Origin of the sequence: Clostridium frigidicarnis, assembly GCF_900111985.1 — a bacterium.
Lineage (GTDB): Bacteria > Bacillota > Clostridia > Clostridiales > Clostridiaceae > Clostridium_Z > Clostridium_Z frigidicarnis.
The window spans coordinates 1-22,676 of sequence record NZ_FOKI01000018.1; the positions used below are offsets into that span (position 1 = coordinate 1).

General features: G+C 27.8%; 21 protein-coding genes. 12 read left to right on the forward strand and 9 right to left on the reverse strand.

Features of this window, described 5'->3' with window-relative positions:
* Positions 1-546 precede the first annotated feature (546 nt).
* Positions 547-2,271 carry an ABC transporter ATP-binding protein gene (locus tag BM119_RS11575; protein ID WP_090041644.1) on the forward strand — a complete coding sequence of 575 codons (1,725 nt, stop codon included), beginning with the start codon at positions 547-549 and terminating at the stop codon, positions 2,269-2,271.
* Between the two features lie 263 nt (positions 2,272-2,534).
* Positions 2,535-2,936, forward strand: coding sequence for an OB-fold protein (locus BM119_RS11580; protein WP_090041649.1), 402 nt, complete (start codon positions 2,535-2,537; stop codon positions 2,934-2,936).
* A gap of 113 nt (positions 2,937-3,049) precedes the next feature.
* On the opposite strand, the gene BM119_RS11585 is transcribed toward BM119_RS11580, so the two are convergent.
* From BM119_RS11585 to BM119_RS19905, 3 genes are all read right to left on the reverse strand, one after another.
* Entirely contained in the window at positions 3,050-4,309 is a 1,260-nt protein-coding gene (locus BM119_RS11585) for an amidohydrolase family protein (protein ID WP_090041650.1), read from the reverse strand.
* Between the two features lie 330 nt (positions 4,310-4,639).
* Positions 4,640-4,765 (reverse strand): hypothetical protein, encoded by a 126-nt coding sequence (locus tag BM119_RS20425; RefSeq protein WP_278336796.1) that lies wholly within the window; start codon positions 4,763-4,765, stop codon positions 4,640-4,642.
* A gap of 20 nt (positions 4,766-4,785) precedes the next feature.
* Positions 4,786-4,935, reverse strand: coding sequence for a hypothetical protein (locus BM119_RS19905; RefSeq protein ID WP_177199402.1), 150 nt, complete (start codon positions 4,933-4,935; stop codon positions 4,786-4,788).
* Between the two features lie 313 nt (positions 4,936-5,248).
* On the opposite strand from BM119_RS19905, the gene BM119_RS11590 reads away from it, so the two are divergent.
* From BM119_RS11590 to BM119_RS11625, 8 genes are all read left to right on the forward strand, one after another.
* A complete protein-coding gene (locus BM119_RS11590; protein ID WP_090041654.1) occupies positions 5,249-5,761 on the forward strand; it encodes a YcxB family protein in 513 nt (170 codons plus the stop codon).
* Between the two features lie 35 nt (positions 5,762-5,796).
* On the forward strand, positions 5,797-6,288 hold the full coding sequence (ybaK, locus tag BM119_RS11595; protein ID WP_090041656.1) for a Cys-tRNA(Pro) deacylase: 492 nt from the start codon (positions 5,797-5,799) through the stop codon (positions 6,286-6,288).
* 491 nt (positions 6,289-6,779) lie between these two features.
* Positions 6,780-9,164, forward strand: a complete 2,385-nt coding sequence (locus tag BM119_RS11600) for a cation-translocating P-type ATPase (RefSeq protein WP_177199403.1) — start codon at positions 6,780-6,782, stop codon at positions 9,162-9,164.
* Positions 9,165-9,580: 416 nt separating this feature from the next.
* Positions 9,581-11,233: a DEAD/DEAH box helicase gene (locus BM119_RS11605; protein ID WP_090041657.1), complete on the forward strand. Its 1,653-nt coding sequence runs from the start codon at positions 9,581-9,583 to the stop codon at positions 11,231-11,233.
* Positions 11,234-11,380: 147 nt separating this feature from the next.
* The gene (locus tag BM119_RS11610) at positions 11,381-11,560 is read left to right on the forward strand and encodes a hypothetical protein (RefSeq protein WP_090041659.1); all 180 of its coding nucleotides are present in this window, start codon (positions 11,381-11,383) and stop codon (positions 11,558-11,560) included.
* Positions 11,561-11,928: 368 nt separating this feature from the next.
* Complete coding sequence (locus tag BM119_RS11615) at positions 11,929-12,426, forward strand: lysozyme family protein (protein ID WP_090041660.1); 498 nt, start codon at positions 11,929-11,931, stop codon at positions 12,424-12,426.
* Positions 12,427-12,712: 286 nt separating this feature from the next.
* Positions 12,713-13,081 (forward strand): BlaI/MecI/CopY family transcriptional regulator, encoded by a 369-nt coding sequence (locus BM119_RS11620; protein ID WP_242948420.1) that lies wholly within the window; start codon positions 12,713-12,715, stop codon positions 13,079-13,081.
* Positions 13,082-13,097: 16 nt separating this feature from the next.
* A complete protein-coding gene (locus BM119_RS11625) occupies positions 13,098-14,282 on the forward strand; it encodes a M56 family metallopeptidase (protein WP_090041661.1) in 1,185 nt (394 codons plus the stop codon).
* Between the two features lie 376 nt (positions 14,283-14,658).
* On the opposite strand, the gene BM119_RS11630 is transcribed toward BM119_RS11625, so the two are convergent.
* Positions 14,659-15,705: a M42 family metallopeptidase gene (locus tag BM119_RS11630; RefSeq protein WP_090041662.1), complete on the reverse strand. Its 1,047-nt coding sequence runs from the start codon at positions 15,703-15,705 to the stop codon at positions 14,659-14,661.
* A 449-nt stretch (positions 15,706-16,154) separates the two neighbouring features.
* Here BM119_RS11630 and BM119_RS11635 point away from each other — a divergent pair, with 449 nt between their 5' ends.
* Positions 16,155-17,051: a hypothetical protein gene (locus tag BM119_RS11635; protein ID WP_090041663.1), complete on the forward strand. Its 897-nt coding sequence runs from the start codon at positions 16,155-16,157 to the stop codon at positions 17,049-17,051.
* Positions 17,052-17,213: 162 nt separating this feature from the next.
* Here BM119_RS11635 and BM119_RS11640 read toward each other — a convergent pair whose 3' ends face one another.
* The 5 genes from BM119_RS11640 to BM119_RS11660 form a co-directional block, all read right to left on the reverse strand.
* On the reverse strand, positions 17,214-17,438 hold the full coding sequence (locus BM119_RS11640) for a hypothetical protein (protein WP_090041664.1): 225 nt from the start codon (positions 17,436-17,438) through the stop codon (positions 17,214-17,216).
* Positions 17,439-17,729: 291 nt separating this feature from the next.
* The gene (hydF, locus tag BM119_RS11645) at positions 17,730-18,917 is read right to left on the reverse strand and encodes a [FeFe] hydrogenase H-cluster maturation GTPase HydF (RefSeq protein ID WP_090041666.1); all 1,188 of its coding nucleotides are present in this window, start codon (positions 18,915-18,917) and stop codon (positions 17,730-17,732) included.
* A 16-nt stretch (positions 18,918-18,933) separates the two neighbouring features.
* Positions 18,934-20,349, reverse strand: a complete 1,416-nt coding sequence (hydG, locus tag BM119_RS11650; RefSeq protein WP_177199408.1) for a [FeFe] hydrogenase H-cluster radical SAM maturase HydG — start codon at positions 20,347-20,349, stop codon at positions 18,934-18,936.
* A 17-nt stretch (positions 20,350-20,366) separates the two neighbouring features.
* On the reverse strand, positions 20,367-21,410 hold the full coding sequence (hydE, locus tag BM119_RS11655; protein WP_090041669.1) for a [FeFe] hydrogenase H-cluster radical SAM maturase HydE: 1,044 nt from the start codon (positions 21,408-21,410) through the stop codon (positions 20,367-20,369).
* Positions 21,411-21,420: 10 nt separating this feature from the next.
* Positions 21,421-21,666: a TM1266 family iron-only hydrogenase system putative regulator gene (locus BM119_RS11660; protein WP_090041670.1), complete on the reverse strand. Its 246-nt coding sequence runs from the start codon at positions 21,664-21,666 to the stop codon at positions 21,421-21,423.
* A 689-nt stretch (positions 21,667-22,355) separates the two neighbouring features.
* Here BM119_RS11660 and BM119_RS11665 point away from each other — a divergent pair.
* Positions 22,356-22,676, forward strand: a complete 321-nt coding sequence (locus tag BM119_RS11665) for a PadR family transcriptional regulator (RefSeq protein ID WP_341465756.1) — start codon at positions 22,356-22,358, stop codon at positions 22,674-22,676.

A 22,676-nucleotide genomic window follows, 5' to 3' on the forward strand; every position in this document is an offset into this window, starting at 1 on the left:
TTTTATTATTTATAAGATATATATTATAAAAAATTCAACTTATATAAGTTGAATTTTTTTACTTTAGTAGGATATTATAAAATTTCGAATCTGTGGATAACTTTAATAACTATTAAAATATATAGATTTTTTAATTGAAAACTTTAATAAGTGAAAAATTACAAGTGGCAAGTTGCAAGAGTTTAAGAAATTGACGATTGAAGATTGACAATTCAAGGATACATCTTCTAAGGAAGATTTTAAAATTTAAAAAATATAATTTAGAGAAAATCTGTGATTTTCAACCTGAACTTTCAACTTTCCACTCTCAACCTTCAACTTTATATTTATGAAGTCCGTGACTTTCAACAATAATCGTCAATCGTCAATTCTCAATTGTTAATTAAAAAAGGGCGTAGCCTTTTTTCTTGTTTATGCAGAGTAATATTATTTAATTAAATTCTGTTCTATAACAGAATTTAATTAAATGTGGTGAATCTAGTTTAATATATTTTATAAAAGCTTTAATATATAATATATGGATTAATTTTAAGGAGGGACAGCTAAATGATAAAGACTTTTAGTAAATACTATAAGCCATATAAAAAATTATTTATATTGGATTTAATATGTGCATTTCTTGTTTCGGTATGTAATCTTATATACCCAATGCTTACAAGAAATATAATCAATGACATAATACCTAATCAAAAGTTTAGGATGCTGGCTACATTTGCTATATTTCTTCTAGTATTAAATATAGCTAAGGCAGGAATGAATTATTTTTTACAATATTGGGGACATGTAGTTGGAGTTAGAATGCAGGCAGACATGAGAAGGGATTTATTTAATCATTTGCAGCTATTACCTAATAACTATTTTGATAACAATAAAACTGGGGTAATAATGTCTAGAATGATGAATGACCTTATGGAGGTATCTGAACTTGCCCATCATGGTCCAGAAGATTTATTTATATCTATAGTAATGATAGTAGGTTCATTTAGTATATTATGTACTATAAATGTTAAGTTAACTTTAATAGTTTTCTCAATAATACCTTTTTTAGTTTGGTATTTAATAAACCAGAGATTGAAACTTAAACATGCTTTCATGGAAACAAGGGTAAAAACTGGTGAAATAAATGCAAATATAGAAAATAGTATTGCTGGAATAAGAGTAACTAAAGCTTTTACAAATAATAATCATGAAGCTAAAAAGTTTGATAATAATAATATTAAATTTAAAAAAGCTAGAGAATTTGCCTATAAAGTTATGGGACAATATTATTCAGGAATGAACTTTTTAATGGATATATTAGATTTAGTTGTTTTAATAGCAGCAGGATATTTTACATTTAAACAATATATAAATATGGGAGATTTTGCAGCATATTTATTATATATAAGAATGTTTACAGAGCCAGTTAAAAAGCTAATAAATTTTACTGAACAATATCAATCAGGTATGACAGGATTCCAAAGATTTATGGAAATAATGGACGAAAAACCTGAGAAGGAAAAGGAAGATTCATTAGAACTTGAAGATGTTAAAGGAGAGATAGAATTAAAAGATTTAACATTTAATTACGAAGATAATGAAAATGTATTAAATGGATTATCACTAACTATAAATAAAGGAAAAATGCTTGCTTTAGTAGGGCCATCAGGTGGAGGAAAAACAACTTTATGCAGTTTGATTCCTAGGTTTTATGAAGCTACAAGTGGTGATATTTTAATTGATGGAAAAAGTATTTATGATGTTACATTAAAATCTTTAAGAAAAAACATAGGAATAGTACAACAAGAAGTATTTTTGTTTACTGGATCCATAAAAGAAAATATTTTATATGGAAATATACAAGCTACAGAGGATGAAATAATAGAAGCAGCTCAAAGGGCAAGTATTCACGATTTTATAATGTCATTACCAGAAAAATATGATACTTATATAGGTGAAAGAGGGGTTAAATTATCAGGTGGACAAAAACAAAGGCTTTCCATAGCTAGGGTGTTTTTGAAGAATCCTCCAATACTTATATTAGATGAAGCAACATCAGCGCTTGATAATGCTACTGAATACTTAATTCAAAAATCCCTAGAAGAATTGAGTAAAGGAAGAACTACGATTGTTGTGGCACATAGATTATCAACAATAAAAAATGCTGATGAAATAATAGTATTATCAAGTAACGGGGTAGAGGAAAGAGGAAGTCATAAAGAACTGTTAAATAAAGATGGAATATATAATGAGTTGTATCAATCACAATTTAAGGATAAGGAAGTATCTTAATCAAATACTAAGAAGTAAAATAAACCTCTTTATACAATTAATTTGAATATATTATTATATGATTGGTAAAAATATATTCAAATAGTATAAGGCACATTCAAAAAAATAACAAGTCAGTATGATAGTCTATTTCGTGTCATACTGCGTCAGTAATATTAGCCCATAGTTCTACTATGAACGAATATTACCTCCTCGTTTGACCCAAAATATACATAGCATCTTTGACTTGTTATTTTCCTTCATGTGCCTAAGGAGGATTTTTTATGAAGATATTTATTAAAAATTTCACGCTAATTATTACATCAGTGTTTTTAGTTATGTTTAGTAATAATATTTATGCACTTGCAAATGATGGTGATGATGGATTTATATCAATATCTCCTGAAGAAATAATGAAATTATATAAAGAAGACGAACCTAAAGCTAATGAAATATTTAAGGATAAAACAGTTAAAATTAATGGAACTGTAGATGGCGTTAGCAAAAACCTTTATCAAATTAAGATAAATATAAAAACATTAAATAATGAACTTATAGTTTGTGAGGTTAGCTCATCAGATAAAAAATTGTCTAACATTAATGCAGGTGATGATGTATCTATAGAAGGAGTTTGTAAAGGTAAGCTAGGTAACAATGTATATGTTACTCAATGTGTTATTAAGTGACAAGTTTAGGAATGCGAAATTGAAAGTTAATATAGAACTTAAATAAAGTGTAGCTATTAAAGCTGCACTTTATTTGATAAGAAATTTAATGTATTAAATTAAAATAATTAAACCTATGATACTATTGAATTTAGTATATTTTCATATTTAAAATCAAGTTCCTCCTCATCTATTAAAAGAAACTTTCTGTCACGTACAATCCATTTACCATTGCACATTACATGGACAACCATATCTTCATTGCCTTCCATTAGTATATTTTGGGCTAAATTTGAAAAGTTTTCATTATTAATGATTGGATATAATCTAGAATCATTTTTGTTTAAGAATATCAAGTCTGCTTTATAGCCATTATCTATAGTGCCTGTCTCATTTTCTACACCTAAAGATTTAGCACCATTTAAGGTAACCATTCTAAGTACAGATTCAGCTGAGAATTCATCCATTGATGAATTAACCTTAAGGTGTAAGTAAGCAGCTCTCATTACGTCCCAAATATCAGTGAATGCCCAGTCGGTACCAAGAGCTATATTAATATTATTTTTCAAACAAGCTTTCATATCTACAACTCCAGAACCTGATTTTAATGTTGTAATAGGACAGCTAACAATACTAGTTTTAGATTCCTTTAATATTTCAATATCTTCATTATCAATGTGAACACAGTGAAATAGAACGGTCTTATTGTCTAAAAGATTATTTTTATTAAATAATTTTATAGTAGAGCAATTATATTTATCTAAAATACTATTTTTGCATTCTAATGATTCTAGGCAATGCGTAGATAATGGTGGGTTTAATGAAGACTTTAATTTAGTAGCATCATACAAGGAGTCATCATCAATCTTTGCTTCTTCAGGAAGATGCGCAAAAAATTTAACTTGAGTATCGTTTTTAAAACGCAGGTTCTCATAATCGTCACCTGCATTTATACAGGATTTTATTCCAAGATTTCTAACTATATCAGCTAGAATATGAGATGGCCTGTTTGATACCGGTGAATCTCCTATAAAAGTAACTCCTTTTTTTATTAACTCAACATAACTTTTTATACAGAGAACTTTGTAATCAGCTAATGGAAGTTTTTCGTTTAAAGCATCAAAAAATTTAGTGTGTATTTTACCGATATAATTATCTTTGCACCAATCATTTATTGTCATATCTTTGAATATACCTCTAAAACAATTTGAAGGTGTATGATAATGAGAATTAAAAAGACCTGGTAATATAATAAAATCATCGCAATTAATTGAATTTGTGTCATCATACTTGAAATCGTTATCTGTAATTTTTAAGGTTTCATCATCTATAAAGATATTTCCTTTTGTAAATTTCATATCCTTAGTTAGATACGTAGCATTTTTTAAAAGCACTATACTTCACCCCTACTCAAAACTGAAAATTAAGAAAATTCATGTTTATATATAATATTACCATATGTGGTAAAAAAATAAAAAAAAGGTTTCCTTATGATATAGTAATTTTAAAATAAATAGTTGGAAATTTGACAAAAAAATCAAAAGTTAATGTGAATTTAAAATAAATTTTAGTTAAAAATTTTTAGAAGCATAAAGTTATATACTGTTAAAAAAAATTAAAATAGGACTATATTTATATAAAAACAAAAAACACTATCATATATTTACCATATATAATAGTGTTTACATTATTAAGTAATTTATAGTGTCCATAAATTTCTCCAATTATTTCATAAGATTTTTTTCTATTCTATTTATTAATTCAATGATTTCAACATTAGAATTAATACTCTTTTCAATATAAGCATCTTTAGATTTGTTACTAAATAATTTAATTAATATTTTAAACATAAGTCACCACCTACATATAATTATCCTATTGAGCTTATTTGCATAAATTGAAGGGCTTCTATAGCTTCAATTTCATAATCCTTGTCCATATTAAATATTGATTTATCTGAAACTTTCTCCTCTTTTGTTAACTCCCCATTGAAAATCTTATTTAAAAACTTCTTTAACATAACTTTTTCCTCCTTAAATTTGTTTTGTGTTTGATTAACTATCTTATGTATTCATTATATATTTAAGAAGGATGTAAAACCATTTAACTAAATTACAAATTTGAAGGTTTAACTTACACTTTTGTAATGTGTAATTTATTATATTTTTAGATGTCTAAAGGCAATCCTATACATATTTATTGATTTTAACTATAATAATAATTAGTATATATAGAAAGAATATTAATTCAGAGGTGTTTTTTCCACAAGCTAAATATTAGATGAAATTAATCTATAGGTGGTAACCATAAGATAAAAGCAAGGAGAGAAAAGAATGGAATTAAATTATGAATTAACAAAAGAAGATTATGTTGACTTTAATATGTATCATGTTAAAAATTCAAAGGGAATAAAAAAGACTATTTTTATGCAAAGGTATGTTATATCACTAATGTTTTTGATAATACCTATTGCAATATGGATTTTAAAAAAGGAAACATTTAATATCTTATATATTATTTGTCCACTATTTTGGGTAGTTTGGATTTTATTTTATGATAAAGCTTTTGACAGAAGCATAGTAAAAAAAATAAATAGAATGTTAGATAAGAGTATAAACAGTGGGCTTATAGGTATGCATAATATAAACATAGAAAATGGTGAGATAATAGAGAAAACATCAAGTGGGTACATAAAAAATAATATAAGAGATATAAATGAAATACAGGAAACAAAAGATCATATATTTATATATGTTTCAAACAATAACGCGTATGTTATTCCCAAAAGAACATTTAATTCAGAGAAAAAGTTAAATAGCTTTAAAATAGAATTAAATATTAAATAATATAAAAACCAGTTAAGAAAATAGGGGGAAGATCAATGGGATCAAAGAAAATAAGCAAAACAAATGCTATGAGAATATTAGATAGTGAGAATATAATCTACAATATAATAACTTATGAAAACAATGATGGAAAGATAGACGGAATTTCTGTTTCAAAGAAAATAGGAAGAGATGTTAATAGTGTTTATAAAACATTAGTAACACAAGGAATGAGCAAAGAAATATATGTTTTTGTAATACCAGTAGCTGAAGAAATAGATTTTAAAAAGGCAGCAAAGGCTGTAGGTGAAAAGAAAATAGATATGATAAATGTTAAGGATATAAATAAGTATACAGGATATATAAGAGGAGGGTGTTCTCCTGTAGGAATGAAAAAGCTTTATAGTACATTTATAAACAATACAGCTAAAGAATTAGAAAAAATAATAGTAAGTGGTGGTAAGATAGGAATGCAGATAGAGCTTTTACCAAGTGATTTAATTAAAGTTATAAGTGCTAGATTTGAAGATGTGATTAAGGCACATTAAAAAAATAACTTTTTAAATTAATATAAAAAATTTTAGCAAAATAGATAGAATTTAAGCGTAGTTATGAGAGTAGCTACGCCTTTAAACATGATGTAATATAATGTTAAATAGTAAGAATATTATGCGTTTTAATGGTTTATGAAAAATTTTAGATGATGATTTAAATATATCATTATTGTAAGGCGAATTTAAGGTACACTTAACAATAAAAAAAACGAAGGTACTGTATAATATAGTTATCAACGAAATAAGGCACACTCAAAAAAATAACAAGTCAGTATGCTAGTCTATTTTGTGGCATACTTCGTCAGCGATATTAGCCCATAGTCTATGCTATGAACTAATATCACTTCCTTGCCTGATACAAAATACACATGGCATCTTGGACTTGTTATTTTCTTTCATGTGCCTAATATGCTTAAAACTAGTAGTTTAGGTAATAATATAGTGTGATTAAATATTTTAGTTTGATTTTTGTGGGAGGAAAATATATGGTTAATAATGATATAGATGTAAATGATGAATTAGATAGTGATTGTCTAACAGGGTTAAGCGACGAAGAGATAAAATTAAGGGTTCAAAAGGGTAAAAGTAATGTAGTACCCAAAGCTCCTTCAAGGACTATATCACAAATAATTAGAGCTAATTTATTTACATTATTTAATGCAATAAACCTTGTGTTAGCAGTAGTCGTAATTATAGCTGGTTCACCTAAGAATTCATTGTTTGCAGGGGTTATAATAACTAATACATTGGTAGGAGTTGTACAAGAGTTAAGGGCAAAAGCTACCTTAGAGAAACTTTCAGTATTAAATATGTCTAAAGTAAAAGTACTAAGAAATAAGCATGAAAAAGAAATTAATCTAGAAGATGTTGTTATAGATGATTTAATAATTCTTGTTCCAGGAATGCAACTTGTAGCTGACTGTATAGTTATTGATAAAAACGAATTTGAGGCAGATGAATCTATGCTTACAGGAGAATCAGACTCTGTAATTAAAAAGAGCGGTGATGAGCTTTTATCTGGAAGCTTTATCGTTGGAGGAAATGGATATGCAAAGGTTATAAGAGTTGGAAAAGATACTTATGCTGCAAAACTTGCAGAGGAAGCAAGGAAATTTAAAAAGATAAAATCAGAACTTCAAACTTCAGTAAATAAGATATTAAAAATTGTAATATGGCTTATACTTCCAATATCTGCATTACTTATAACAACTCAAATACTATTTACAAAAGTAACATGGCAAGATGCTGTTATCAGTGCAGCAGCTGGAATTGTAGGAATGATTCCAGAGGGGCTTGTCCTTTTAACAAGTTTAACCTTTGTAGTTGGAATAGTAAGGCTGTCTAAATGGAAGACGTTGGTACAAGAATTGCCGGCGACAGAAGTTTTAGCTAGAGTTGATGTATTGTGTTTAGATAAGACAGGAACAATAACTGAAGGAAAATTAAACCTTGAAAAAATTGTACCAATGGGCACACATTCAATTGAAGATATTGAAGATATACTAGCTGCTTTATCTGGTGCTTTTCCAAGTACAAATCCTACTCAGCAAGCAATTTTAGATAAGTATCCTAAATGTCCAAATTATAAATTGAAATCTAATATACCATTTTCCTCAGCAAGAAAATGGAGTGGAGTAGAATTTGAAAACGAAGGTGCTTGGGTTTTAGGGGCACCTGAAATGATTTTAAAAGATAGATATGAAGAAATAAGAGATGATGTTGAGAAAGAGGCTCAAAAGGGAAGAAGAGTTTTATTACTTGCTAGTTTAAATAATGAAAGTTTAACAGAAGATCTTCCAGAAAATATAGATAAGGCAGCACTACTATTAATTGAAGATATTATAAGGAAAGAGGCACCAGGTACATTAGAGTATTTCAGAAGAGAAGGTGTTGAAATAAAGATAATATCAGGTGATAATCCAGTAACTGTTGCAGCCGTGGCAAAGAGAGCAGGCGTTTTTAACGCAGAAAGTTATATAGATGCAAGAACTTTACCAGAGAGCCAAGAAGAATTGGCTGAAATTATTGAAAATAATACTGTGTTTGGAAGAGTTACCCCTCATCAAAAGAAAGCTTTAGTAAATGCACTAAAATCTAAAGGACATACAGTTGGTATGACTGGAGATGGTGTAAATGATGTACTAGCATTAAAAGAATCTGATTGTGGGATAGCTATGGCTTCAGGAAGTGATGCAGCAAAAGCAGTGTCACAATTAGTATTATTAGATTCTAATTTTAGTGCATTGCCTGAGATTGTATTAGAAGGAAGACGTATGATAAATAATTTAGAGAATGTTTCTAACTTATATCTTACTAAAACAGTGTACTCAATTTTATTATCTTTAATTTTTGGTATAATAGCGTTACCATATCCTATGCAACCTATACAGCTAAGCTTAATAGGAGCTATAGCCATAGGTCTGCCTTCATTCTTTTTAGCTTTAGGACCTAATAAGGATAGAGTTAAAAGTGGATTTTTAGAGAGAGTTTTAAGTGTTTCTATTGTAAATGGATGTGTTATAACTTTAGCTGTAGTTGCTATGAGTATTATAGGATTTATACATAGAATACCAGTAGGTCAAAGTAGAACATTAGCTGTAATAATAGTTGGAGGAATAAGTTTAGTTATTTTAACAAGGGTATCATATCCGTTAAATGGTTGGAAACTAGGTATGGTATCAGCAATGATAGGAATATTTTCAATTACATTTATTTTTCCAATTACAAGAAGATTATTTTCATTTTCAATAACTGATTTAATATATATTTTTATAGCTATATTTTTTGTGGTTGTTTCATGGCCACTTATAAATCTTATATTAGAAATATATGAACAAATAAAAAATAAAAGAAAATTGAAAAATAAGTAATATAGAGAATGCCTCCATATATATAATGGAGGCGTTTTGTTGAAAAAAATCTAATAATATATATAAAAATGTTTACAATAATATATATAATCATAAGTTTGTATTTTGTTTGGAAAATAATATCTGTATATAGAATTTTCTGAAAAATGAAAACGAATTGGTAGTATTTTTAATTTAATACAAAATTAAAGAAATTTCATGTATATTTATCATTAAATTGAGAAAAATTATTAATAGGTGTTGCAAAAATCGTATATTAATGGCATAATAAACAAGTGCGTTTTGAGTATAGGTTTTGTTAAGGTAATTTGTTGGTTTACATTACACATGTAAAAACATTATTTTACTATGTAATGTAAATCAACAAATTGTAATTAGCTAACCTATATATTATTTTATATAAGGATGGTTTTTAAATGGAAAACATAAAATTTAGCGATTTAGGATTAAATGATGATGTACTTAAGGCAATAAATGACATGGGATTTGAGGAGCCTTCAAAGATACAGGCAAAAGTAATACCAGTATTATTAGAAGGAAGTGACGTTATAGGTCAGGCTCAAACAGGTACAGGAAAAACTCTAGCATTTGGAGCACCTGTTTTAAGTTCAATATCACATGAGGGAAAAAATGTTAAGTGCTTAGTTTTAGCACCAACAAGAGAATTAGCAATACAAGTTAATGATGAATTAGTTAGAATTGCGAAACATTCAAGAACTAGTATATTACCAGTATATGGTGGTCAACCAATAGATAGACAAATAAGATCTATAAGAAGAGGCATAGACATTATAGTTGGAACACCAGGAAGAGTATTAGACTTAATAAGAAGAGGTATCTTAGATTTAAGTGAAATAGAATTCTTAGTTCTAGATGAAGCTGATGAAATGCTTAATATGGGATTTATTGATGATATAGAAGCAATATTAAAAGATGCTAATCACGATAGACAAACTTTATTATTCTCAGCTACTATGCCAAATGAAATTAGAAAGCTTGCTAAAAATTACATGAAGGAAGAAGCTCAACAGATATCAGTAGTAAAAAATACTATAACTTGTAATACTGTAAGCCAATATTATTTTGAAATAAAGCATAAAGATAGATTTGAAACTTTATGTAGAGTATTAGATGTTGATGAGCCAACAGCTGCTATAATATTCTGTAAGACTAAGAGAGGCGTAGATGAAGTTGTTGAATCTATGCAAGCTAGAGGATACAGTGTTGAAGGTATGCACGGTGACATGACTCAGAACCATAGAGTAAATACTTTAAGAAAGTTTAAAGAAGGAAATCTAGAATTCTTAGTTGCTACAGATGTGGCTGCTAGAGGAATAGATGTTGAGAATGTATCTCACGTTATAAACTATGATCTTCCACAAGATAACGAGTCTTATGTTCATAGAATAGGAAGAACAGGAAGAGCAAATAGAGAAGGTTTAGCTTACACATTAGTTACTCCAAGAGAATACATGGCTTTAAAGCAAATAGAGAGAGCTACAAAGGGTAAGATAAAAAGAAAAGAAGTTCCTACTATAGATGATATATTTAATGCTAAATATCAAAATATATGCAACAGAATAAAAGAAACTTTAGAAGCAGAAGAATACAAGAAGTTTGTTCCTTTAGTTTCAGAGCTTGATGATGAATATAGCTTAGTAGATGTTGCAGCAGCACTTACTCATATGATATATAGTAAAGAGGTATCATCTGATTATACAGAGCAATCATTAGATGTTCAAAGTGATGATAATTATCAAGATAGAGATAGAGACAGAGGACGTAGAAGTAATAATAGAGGTGGAAACCGTGGTGGAAACTACGTAAGATTATTCTTTAACGTAGGAAGAATGGATAATGTTAATCCAAAGGCATTACTTGAGTTCTTATCAGCTAACGCTAATGTTAGAAACAGTGATATTGGGGATATAGATATAATGGAAAAATTCGCATTTATAGATGCAACTCAAAACACTGTTGATGATATAATGGATGGATGTATGGGTCAAAAATTCCAAGGCGGAAGAAAAGTAAGAATAGAAGTTGCAAATAGTAAAAAGAAAAACTAATGTTTTAACATAAAAATAAGGCTATAAGAGTGTAGACGTACATTCTTATAGCTTTATTTTGATTTATAGAAAAAACTATAAATAATCTATATAAATCACTGATTAAGGAAACAATATAAGTAATGAAAGATTTTAGAGGTGATTTTTATGAAGGATAAAGAAAAAAATAGTTTTTTAAAGGATTTAATGAAAAACCAAGCATTTATAAATTCAGGGGCAATATCTGCATACAGAACTGATATTGTTAAAGATGAAATAGACTCATTAACAAATGAAAAAAACAACAATAATTTTACAGGCATAGAAAACAAACCTGAAGAATATTAAAAAATAGTATAAGTATAAAAAAGGCATTTGATTTTAGTTTAATACTAATTTCAAATGCCTTTTTATATATAAAGTTGTGAAGGATAACAAATTATAAAGAATATTCAGAATTTTATTAATCATACAAGGCCCAAGTTTTTTACTGTTTCGTCATATATTAATTATCCAAATGAGATAAATATAACTCCTATATAATAATTATAATATTTTTTTAAATTAAATGTAAGAAAAATAAATAATTTACATATATTTAAAATAATATTACAAAAGTGTAAGGTAAACATATTTAAATGTAATATGGTTCAATGGTTACATTTGTCTTAATTTATTAAAATATTACTATAAGCTTCAGCTAGGAGGAAATATAAATGAAAAAAATAATATCAATTATTATAGTACTAGTGATTATACTGACAGGAGGGGTATTAGCAGCAAAATCTGTTTTATATCCAATAAATTATAAAGAAGACATAAAAAAATATTCTAAGGAATATGATGTTAATCAATATGCATTAGCATCCCTTATAAAGTTTGAAACAAATTTTGATAATAGAGATTATGAAAAAGGAAAGAGTAATGGAATCTTAAATATGAGAGATGAATTTGCAATAGATTTAGCAAAGAAAGCAGGTATAGAGGACTTTAACCCTTCTGATTTAGCAAAACCAGAAGTATCTATAAAATTAGGAGCTGTATTTATGTCACAATTTGATAAAGATGATATAAGTGAAATAGTACAACAATGGAGTATAAGATATGAAAAGGATGAGAATAAGGACAGAATGAAAGATTATGCTAAAGAGTATTATGTTCCTAAAATAGAAAAATCAATGAAGATATATAAGGCATTAAATCCTGGTCTTTAAATAATAAATAATAAATAATCTAACAATATATAATACTTACACTTCCCCCGTAGTATTATAATTTATATATAGATAACCTATAACTTTGAAAGTAGAAAGTTATAGGTTTTATTATTGCCTGGTATAAAGGAGTAATTTGGTATTAGGTTTATATAAATAATAGCTTAACTACATGTTGACAAATAGACAAATGTCTAGTAACATAACAACAAGACATTTGTCTAGTAGGTTTTAAAATATATAAATAGAGATAATGTTTATATTAATGTAGAGAGGAGATGTTAATTTGGAATTGAAAAAGTTACCTAGAACAGAATTACAGATTATGAAATTTATTTGGAGTAGTTCTAATGAGGTATCAGCTAAAGATATAGCAAAATTTATGAATGAAAACTGTAGCTGGACTTTTGGTTCAACATCTAAAACAACATTAAGGCTTGTTGATAAAGGATTTATTGAAGCAAAAAAAATTGGAAGACTAAATTTTTATAGCCCTTTAGTAAAAGAAGAGGAGTATTTAGAGTTTGAAACAGATGATTTTTTTAAGTTTTTACATGGAAAATCTTTAACAGGACTTATTTCAACACTACAAAAGACTAAAAATATATCTGATGAAGATATAAAAGAATTAAAAGAATGGATAGAAAAAAAGTAATTAGAGGTATGGATATATGTTAAAAGAATTGGTTAGAACAAGTATTTTATCAAGTATTTTTATATTGATTATATTACTACTTAAAAATAGACAGCTAGAAAAATATTCTCATAAATTCAATTATATACTTTCAATAATTCTAATGAGTAGGATGCTATTAATAAAAAGCATCTCGGTAAATATACCTATACACATTTATAAAAAGATTACGACAACCAATGTGGTTAATAATATAGACTTTAAACATATGGTTTCCAATAAAGTCAATTATCCATCTTTAATTTTAATGATTTGGTTAATTATGTCTATATGTGTATTAATTTATTATTTTTATAGGTATCTGTCATTTAATTATAAGGCTAAATACCTCATAAAGGATGTTGAAGATAACAATATATTAGGTGTTTTTCATGAAGAAAAGAGGGCTTTAGGTATTAATAAAAACATTGAAATTAAAAAACTTAAGGGAATATCATCTCCAGCTTTAATAGGCTTTTTTAAAGCTACAATTATTTTGCCTAATGTTGATTATGATAATAGGCAACTAAGATGGGTAATTCGACATGAATTAATTCATTATAAAAGAAAAGATAACATATTAAGATTATTAATGGCTATAGATTTATCAATTTATTGGTTTAATCCATTAGTATATCTTTTAAGAAAATACTTTGAAGAACAATGTGAATTGTCTTGCGATGAATCTGTTTTAAGATATTCTACTTTTAGTGAAAAAAAGGAATATGCTATTACACTACTAGACAGCATAAAACATGGTAACGAATTATCCTCTAATATTTTTGCATCACAATTTAATAATAAGGAATTAAATAAAATAAAAAGGAGAGTTGAAAGTATGTTAAATTTAAAGACAAAGAAAAAAGGAATAATTGCAGGTGCAGTACTTCTTGTTATTGTTGGAGCTTCGCTGTTTTCAGCAAAGGCATTTGCGGAGATTTCAGAAAATTATCTTTTAGATATGGATAAAAATGTAAATAGGGAAAGAGTAGAAAGTATTGATCCATCATATAACTCAAAAATGAGAGAGTTAGAACTACAAATGCAAAAAGACCGTGATGCTATGGAGCGTGGTGCTATAGTACGTGGTGCTATAGTAGTAATAGATGAAGAGAGTGGTTCAGTTTTAAGTATGCGCAGCATTGGCAACTCTATGGATGTGCCTTCAAATACACTTGAATAAAAACAATATGGAATTTAAAAAGAGGTTATGAATTTTTTAGATATGCAGATTACAATAACATATAAGAATATATAAAAAGTCCTAGAGGGGAATAAAGGAGAAAATCAAAAGTATAACTAATAGAAATACTAGTATTAGTATGAAATACAGGCTAGAGAATATAATAGAATGTATTAGATAACTAACTATACTGTAAAGACTAGATAACTAGAAGAAGGGATAAAAAAATATTGTTATAGAGTATTGTCATCATAAATACCAGTTACACATGCAAAAAATGTAAGTAGATTTGTTTTACACAAACCTACTTACATTTTTCCATAGTACTAATTCAAGTTTTAAACTGTTTTATTGATTTAGAATAAAAATTAATATTTTATTTATGTTCAGTTTGAAGATAGTTTATAAGAAGCTTCAACGTGTTTTCTAAAGATGATATATGAGTTCTTTCATAGTGATGAGAACTATCAACTCCAGGTCCTATGCAAGCACAAGCACAATCAAATCCTCTTGCTATAGCTTGTGATGAATCAGAGCTATAGCTTTTAAATATATCAACTGTATAGTCAATTCCGTAATCTTCACATATATTGATCAAACTATTTCTTAAGTCATAATCATAAACTGTTTTATTATCTTTTGCTATTATGGTTACAGAATACTCGCTAGATGCTTGACCTTGTCCAACTGGGGCTATATCCATTGCTATAAAATCTTTAGTTTTACAAGGAATAAAGGAAACTCCGTGACCAATTTCTTCGTAATTACTTATTATAAAATTAGTTGTATATTTAGGAACAATTTTATTTTCTTTAAAGTATCTACAGATTTCAAAAACTATAGCTACGGCAGCTTTATTATCAATATAACGAGATTTAATAAATCCACTCTCACTAACTTCGAAATTAGTATCTATATCAACAAAATCTCCAATATTTATGCCAAGATTAAGAACATCATTTTTATTACATATTCTTTCATCAAGTCTTATTACCATCGTATCTTCATTTCTAGGTATATTAGATATAGCCTCTCTTCCAAATATATGAGTTGATCCTTTTATAGGAACTATAGAACCTCTTAAAAATGATCCTTTTCTAGTTATAATATTACAGTTAGCACCTTCTATGGAATTAAAAAGCCCACCGCCGACTTTAACCATTTTTATTTTACCATCAGGTAGAATTTCTTTAACCATTCCACCTAAGGTATCTATGTGAGCGGATATAGTTACTTCTTCATTAGTATTTGCTCCAATCATTGTAGCTATTAGTGCACCTTTTTTTGTGTAAGTTATACTGAGACCTAATTTTTCAAAGTCTTTTTTTGCTTCATCTAAAGCAATTTTTGTGTAGCCAGTAGGACTAGGGATATCTAAATACTTTTTCATCATTTCTACTGTGTAAAGCAAGTCTATTTTCATATTAAATCCCCCTTAAAAAATTTAAAGTTATTAAGTATATACTACTATAAAATAATATATTTATAAACCTAAGGAATATATAATCAAGTTGAATCTGTGGATAAATCAAAAAAACTTAATGGAGTGATAAGTTAGGGATGTTTTTGTTTACTTTGTTCTCAAAAACTTAGATTTTAAATTTTTTATTTTAGATTTTTTAGAGAAAAAATTAGTTTTAGCTTTTTAACAGGAAACTTCTTAAGAAGATTTTTAAAATAAAAAGACATTATTAAAGAAAATCTGTGATTTTCAACACTAACTTATCACTCATAACTTGTCAATAAAAAAGGTTGGAGCCTTTTTTGTAAAAATAGTTTTAATAGTTGAATTTTAAGCATAGATTATATTATGAGAATTGAAAATGAAGGTTTGGTTAATTTAAAATTTTATAATAGTGGGGGGAGTATAGGGTGAACATATTTGTTGATTTAAATGAGGAAAATCTAAAATTAATAGATATTAAGAGCTCAATTAATGAGTATTTTAATTATTGCAATTTAGTGAGTAGTATAAATGAAAATCTATGTTTAGATGATTTAGAGGAAAATGAGTTAGATTATAAAAAATTCATAAGTAAAAGTGAAGCACTAGAAGATTTAAACATATTTTTTAATATATTAGATAAGACATATAGAGAGAATAATAAATTTGGAGGAGAGCAAGTTTTTGAGTGTATAAAGAAAAATTTATTATATGAGTTTGAGAATATAGAAACAATAACATGCTGGGATTTAGAACAATTAATAAATAGACAATTTAGATTTATAGATGATGAAAGTATAAAATTAAACGATCTTAGAGGACATGATGAAAATATTTGTTATGACATAAAAGAAAACATTAATATACCTATAATAAATATGAGAAACAATATTGATGAAACAAAAAATATTACAGAGCTACTTAGTAATCCAATAATTATAGTGGACTTAAGAGGATATGGAAAATATATAATGGATAATAAATTTTATTATATATTGGATTGTTTATACTCAATAAAGGACAATAAGGTTTTTATGCTTATTGATAATAATACTAAGGGACTAGGAGAAGCATTAATATTTATTAGTAAACATATTAAAAATGTATTTACAGTTGGTGTTAATACTGCCTCTATGAATGAAAGAGGAATTTTTGAGTTTTATAAATTACCTAATTCTAATATAATATTGACAATAAAAGTTAAATCTTTTTATGATATATTAAATGAAAAATGTGAAAAAGGAATATTTGTACCTAATGTTCTATGTGATCCTAACCATGCATTGAAAACGGTTGAGGATATGCTATTTCAAAATGTTAAGTAATGAATTTCAAATTAAGGGTACAAGTTGTGCGTGGAGTTTTTGCTTGGAATAAATTAATGAAATATATATGTAGTTATTGAATTCAATTTAAGAAGTGGAAAAATAGTATACAAAAATGACTATGAAGAAATAATCTTCATAGTCATTTTTAGTAGTATTAACTTATCTATTCATTAGGTTTTGAAGTCTAGCTACTTTATCTGCTAAACCAGGTATTTGTTGCATAGCCCTAACTTGTTGTTCCTGATCTTGCATTTGATTTATTCTAGCCATTTTTTCATTTATTCCAGGTATAGATTGAATTTCATTCATTATATTAGTAAATTCATTTGCGAAAACTGGATCATTCATCTTTTGAAATAGTAAACTCATATCCATTCCGTTCACAATAAGTACCTCCGTAATAATAACACTATATATTTATAATATTAAGAAATACATAAATTGTGAGTATCATATAAAATTTTGATATATTAAAGTTTAGAGTTGAGAGTCTAGAGCTTGATGTTAGTTGAAAGTTGAATGTGGAGAGTTGAGAGTGAAGGATGAAATCTTCTAAGGAAGATTTCTAAAATAAAAAATATTTTTAAGTAAATCTTTGATTTTTAACCACAACTTTCAACTCTCAACCTTCAACTTTTATTTAGGAATCCTGTGACTTTCAACCATAATTCTCAATTAGAACATAGTTGTTACTCTATCAAGTATTCCATTAATCTCTGCAATTGCAACACCGAAGTTTGTTATAGGTACATTTTGCTCAACACATCTACTTAATCTTGATAAGAGTTCTTTTCTAGTAAACATACAACTTCCACAGTGAACTATTAGCTTATATTCAGTTAAATCTTTAGGAAAATCTGACCCAGATTTCACATCAAATAATAATTTGCCATTTACCTTATTTTCAAGCCACATAGGTATTTTTTCTCTTGCTATGTCGTTTTTTAAAGAATGATGAGTACAGGCTTCTGCAATAAGAATTTTATCATTAGGTTTCAAATTATTAATTGCCTTAGCACCAGCTTTAAATATATCTAAATCACCTTTATATCTAGCCATAAGAACTGAAAAAGAGGTTAAAGGTATATCTTTCGGTACTATTTCATTAACTTTTTTAAATATTTGAGAATCCGTAATCACAAAATCAGGTTTTCTATTTAATGATGATAATATATCTTTAAGTTCTGAGTCCTTAACAGTTAAAGCCATGGCATCGTGATCTAAAATATCTCTTATTATTTGAACCTGAGGAAGTATAAGTCTTCCTTTAGGTGCTTGGATATCTTGAGGAGCAACAACGATTACCATGTCTTTTGGATTAAGAATATCACCAACGATTGTAGGGTTTTCAAAATCTGAAGGAGCATATTTTATTATAGCTTCCTTTAAAGCACCTATATTTAAGTTTTGAATTGCACTTACTGATACAAATGGTATAGGGAAAGATTCTTTAAGATTATCTTCAGTAAGATTAAATTCATCTATTTTATTTATTACACCAATAACAGGGATGTTTTTATCTTTAAGGTTTTTAAACCAATCTAATTCCATAGAAAAATTATTATTTTCTCCAGTAAAAACTAGTAGAGCCAAATCAGTTTTATTCATAACATCAAGAGTTTTTTCAATTCTAAGTTCTCCAAGGGTACCTTCATCATCAAGGCCAGCTGTATCAACAAGCATTACAGGTCCTATAGGTAGAAGTTCCATAGCTTTAAAAACTGGATCAGTAGTAGTACCAGCAACATCGGATACTAATGAGAGGTTTTGGTTTGTAATAGCATTTAACAAGCTAGATTTACCAGCATTCCTTTTCCCAAATATAGCAATGTGTAGTCTATTTGCTTTAGGCGTATTTAACATAAATATATATCCTTTCTTAGAATCTTAAATCTCTTTCACCGTTTTCTATTTTTTTAAGTCTTTCTATAGCTACTTCTTTTGCAGTAGGATTCTTTATTTCTTCAATTTCTTTTTCAATTAATTTATTACCCATTTCTTTTGCTTCGTCATCACCATAATCTAAAAGGAATTCTTTAAGAGTTAACAAAGCATTAGGTTGACAGACATTACATATTTGGCCAGTCTTAGCTAGTCTCATAAATCTATCACCAGTTCTACCTTCCCTATAGCATGCAGTACAATAGCTTGGAATATATCCATCTTTGCACAAATCTTTTATAATTCTTAGAGGACTTCTATGGTCACCAACTTCAAATTGGGGTTTTTGTTCAGGGGCAGTTCTTTCAGAGTCAGCGTAACCTCCAACACCGGTACATGAACCAGAACTTATTTGAGAAATTCCAACAGCCATAACTTCTTTCCTAAATTCTGTATCTTCTCTAGTAGAAAGTATCATTCCAACATATGGAACTGTAAGTCTTATTACAGCAACAAGTTTTTTGAAGTTTTTATCATCAACGAGATGAGGGAAGTTCTTTAATGATACATTTTCAGCAGGACGAAGTCTTGGAACAGATATTGTGTGAGGACCTACTCCTGTATCTTTTTCAAGACTTTCAGCATGCATAAGCATTGCTATAGTTTCATATTTATAATCATAAAGTCCGTATAATACACCAATTCCTACATCATCAATTCCAGCAGTTCTAGCCCTGTGCATAGCTGTTGTATGATAATTATAATTATGTTTTGGACCTTTTTTATGAAATTTTTCATAGGTTTCTTTATGATAAGTTTCTTGGAATAATATATATGTGCCAATATCAGCGTCTTTAAGTTTTTTATAGTTTTCAATTGTAGTTGCAGCTATATTTACATTTATTCTTCTTATACTTCCATTATTAAATTTTAATGAGTATATAGTCTTTATGCATTCAAGTACATAATCCAGGTCACAATTTACAGGATCTTCACCAGCTTCAAAAGCAAGTCTTTTATGACCCATAGATTCAAGTATTTTAATTTCCTGTTTAAGTTCATCCATTGTAAGTTTTTTTCTCTTAAATGAGCAATTTGAATGTTTGTATCCACAGTATTCGCATTCATTTACACAATAATCTGATACGTATAATGGAGCAAATAAAACTATTCTTTTACCATAGATTTTTTGTTTTAATTCTCCAGCAACTTTATACATTTCTTCAAGAGTTTCTGCATCCTCTATATTAAGTAAAACAGCAGCTTCTCTATGATTCAATCCTTCACAAGTTTTAGCTTTATTTAATATTTCTCTTACATAGTCTTTATTTGGACTAAGTTTTTTTCCTTCTTCCATTGATGATAAAATTTCTTCATCAATTATAAAGTCTTCAGCTTTAAAATCTTTCATAATAATACACTCCTAATAAATTATTTTAATAATCCAAAGTCTCCTCTGGATTTACTTATTTTTCTACCACAACTTTTAATAAAATCTTCTAGTTCTAGTCTTTTAGCTAAAACTGAAGGTTCATCTTTAGTGTCTTTTGGATATATTTCATACATTTTTCTATATTGTATAGGTTGAACTTTTTGCATTATTACATTAGCACCACTACCAAAGGCTAAGGATTTATTTTTTTCCTCTAAGACCCCTAAGGAAGTAGTAACAGGTAACATTGGATCTTTAAGAAGTATTCTAGTAGTTGCAACGGCTTTTAATGTCATCATTGCATCACCATTATTACAATCTTTAAGATCTGTTTTTGGATGAGATATAAAAGGTCCTATTCCAGCCATATGAACTCCAATTTCTTTAAGAAGCATAATATCTTTAGCTATTATTCTGTTGGTTTGATGTGGAAGACCTATCATGAATCCGCTACCAGTTTGAAATCCTAAGGATTTTAAATCTTTTAAACATTGTATTCTTCTTTTAAATGTTGAATGAGGATGAAGCGAATTATAAAGATCTTCGTCTGCCGTTTCATGTTTGATTAAAAATCTATCAGCTCCAGCTTCCTTAAATGCTTTAAATTCATCGCAGCTCCTTTCCCCAATGCTTAAAGTAATAGCTATATCATCTATTGCTTTAATATCTTTTACTATGTTACAGACCATATCCTTTGTATAGAACATATCTTCTCCAGATTGTAATACCAAGGTTTTATAACCTGCATCAACTGCCTCTTTTGCTGTGGATACAATTTCTTCTGGAGACATTCTATACCGCTTAACTTCTGTATTATGGCAATTCAAACCACAGTATTTACATTGACACCTACAGTAATTTGAGAACTCTATTATTGCTCTAATTTGAACTTCATCTGAGCAATACTCTTCACGAACTTTATCTGCTACAGAAAATAAGTAGTGCATATCATCACCATTAACAGATATAATTCGTTCAAGCTCATCAATACTTGGTTCATAATTGTTAAACGCTATGTTATTTATAAGGTTTCTAATATCCATAACAACACTCCTATTTTTTAGTTATTGCTGATTTTACATTAATGCCATTTAGCTTTCCGAGTTTTCCAGTAAGGGAACTTATTTCATCTGTAGTACCATCTACAATTAAAGAGATAACCGAAATTTCCTTTTCCCTATAGGGTATCCCCATTCTTCCAACTATAATATGTGAAAAATTATGAAGAATATCATTAACCATAGGAACGGAAGTTAAATCTTCAACCACTATTCCAACAACCCCGACTCTTGTTTCCATAAAACTTATATCTCCTATCTTTAAAACTAAAAAGCCCTTCTACAAAAGTGTAGAAGGGCAGAATTTTTTAATCAAAAATAAACCTACATATATTAGGTCTTAAAATTCTATTTTTCCTTCATCCTTTTGCTTAGAGTACTGTATCCTTGCAATTAGATAGAGTTTTTAAGTAGATAAATCCTTTTAATAAGAGTAAGTGTCCTATGAAAAAGAAATAATTAATCTTAGGCAGATGAAAGAAAATAACAAGTCAAAGATGCTATGTATGTTTTGTGTCAGACAAGGAAGTTATATTAGTTCATAGCATAGACTATAGGCTAATATAGCTGACGCAGTATGACGCAAAATAGACTAGCATACTGAATTGTTATTTTTGAATGTGCCTTATCAGATGAAATAATTATACATCAGAAAATTTGGATTAACAATATAGCATTTAGGAATTATTTTGAAATTTTTCAAAGAATATATTTCTCTTAATGACAAGTTGTGAGTAACAAGTAGCAAGTTTTTTGAGTTGAAAATTGAAGGGGGAGAGTTGAGAGTGAGGGATGTTTTTCTTCACGTTGCTCAGAAAAACTAATAATTAAATTTTAAATTTTAATTACATACTTTGCATTACAAGGTAAACTTATGTATAATATAAAATATACTTTGTATTACATAGTATTTAAGGTGGTGAGAAAATAGTGAATAACACTCAAATTTTAAAAGGTATTTTAGAAGGATGTATTTTAAGCATTATATCTAAGGAAGTAACTTATGGATATGAGCTATTAATTAAATTAAAGGATAGAGGTTTTTCAGATATGGTAGAGGGTACCTTGTATCCACTTTTATTAAGACTTGAAAAAAATGGACTAATAACATCAGAAAAACTAAGGCAGGACAATGGAGTAACAAGAAAATATTTTTATTTAACGGAAATAGGAAAAAAAGAATTAGACTATTTTAAAAGGTATTGGAATAAGTTATATGTAGATGTAAATAAAATTTTAGAGGAGGGATAG

What these genes read in the sequence shown, in the direction of transcription:
- BM119_RS11575 (WP_090041644.1), top strand. Translation starts at nt 547, where the DNA reads ATGATAAAGACTTTTAGTAAATACTATAAGCCATATAAAAAATTATTT.
- BM119_RS11580 (WP_090041649.1), top strand. Translation starts at nt 2,535, where the DNA reads ATGAAGATATTTATTAAAAATTTCACGCTAATTATTACATCAGTGTTT.
- BM119_RS20425 (WP_278336796.1), bottom strand. Translation starts at nt 4,765, where the DNA reads ATGTTTAAAATATTAATTAAATTATTTAGTAACAAATCTAAAGATGCT.
- BM119_RS19905 (WP_177199402.1), bottom strand. Translation starts at nt 4,935, where the DNA reads ATGTTAAAGAAGTTTTTAAATAAGATTTTCAATGGGGAGTTAACAAAA.
- BM119_RS11590 (WP_090041654.1), top strand. Translation starts at nt 5,249, where the DNA reads ATGGAATTAAATTATGAATTAACAAAAGAAGATTATGTTGACTTTAAT.
- ybaK (WP_090041656.1), top strand. Translation starts at nt 5,797, where the DNA reads ATGGGATCAAAGAAAATAAGCAAAACAAATGCTATGAGAATATTAGAT.
- BM119_RS11600 (WP_177199403.1), top strand. Translation starts at nt 6,780, where the DNA reads ATGGTTAATAATGATATAGATGTAAATGATGAATTAGATAGTGATTGT.
- BM119_RS11605 (WP_090041657.1), top strand. Translation starts at nt 9,581, where the DNA reads ATGGAAAACATAAAATTTAGCGATTTAGGATTAAATGATGATGTACTT.
- BM119_RS11610 (WP_090041659.1), top strand. Translation starts at nt 11,381, where the DNA reads ATGAAGGATAAAGAAAAAAATAGTTTTTTAAAGGATTTAATGAAAAAC.
- BM119_RS11615 (WP_090041660.1), top strand. Translation starts at nt 11,929, where the DNA reads ATGAAAAAAATAATATCAATTATTATAGTACTAGTGATTATACTGACA.
- BM119_RS11625 (WP_090041661.1), top strand. Translation starts at nt 13,098, where the DNA reads ATGTTAAAAGAATTGGTTAGAACAAGTATTTTATCAAGTATTTTTATA.
- BM119_RS11630 (WP_090041662.1), bottom strand. Translation starts at nt 15,705, where the DNA reads ATGAAAATAGACTTGCTTTACACAGTAGAAATGATGAAAAAGTATTTA.
- hydF (WP_090041666.1), bottom strand. Translation starts at nt 18,917, where the DNA reads ATGTTAAATACGCCTAAAGCAAATAGACTACACATTGCTATATTTGGG.
- hydE (WP_090041669.1), bottom strand. Translation starts at nt 21,410, where the DNA reads ATGGATATTAGAAACCTTATAAATAACATAGCGTTTAACAATTATGAA.
- BM119_RS11660 (WP_090041670.1), bottom strand. Translation starts at nt 21,666, where the DNA reads ATGGAAACAAGAGTCGGGGTTGTTGGAATAGTGGTTGAAGATTTAACT.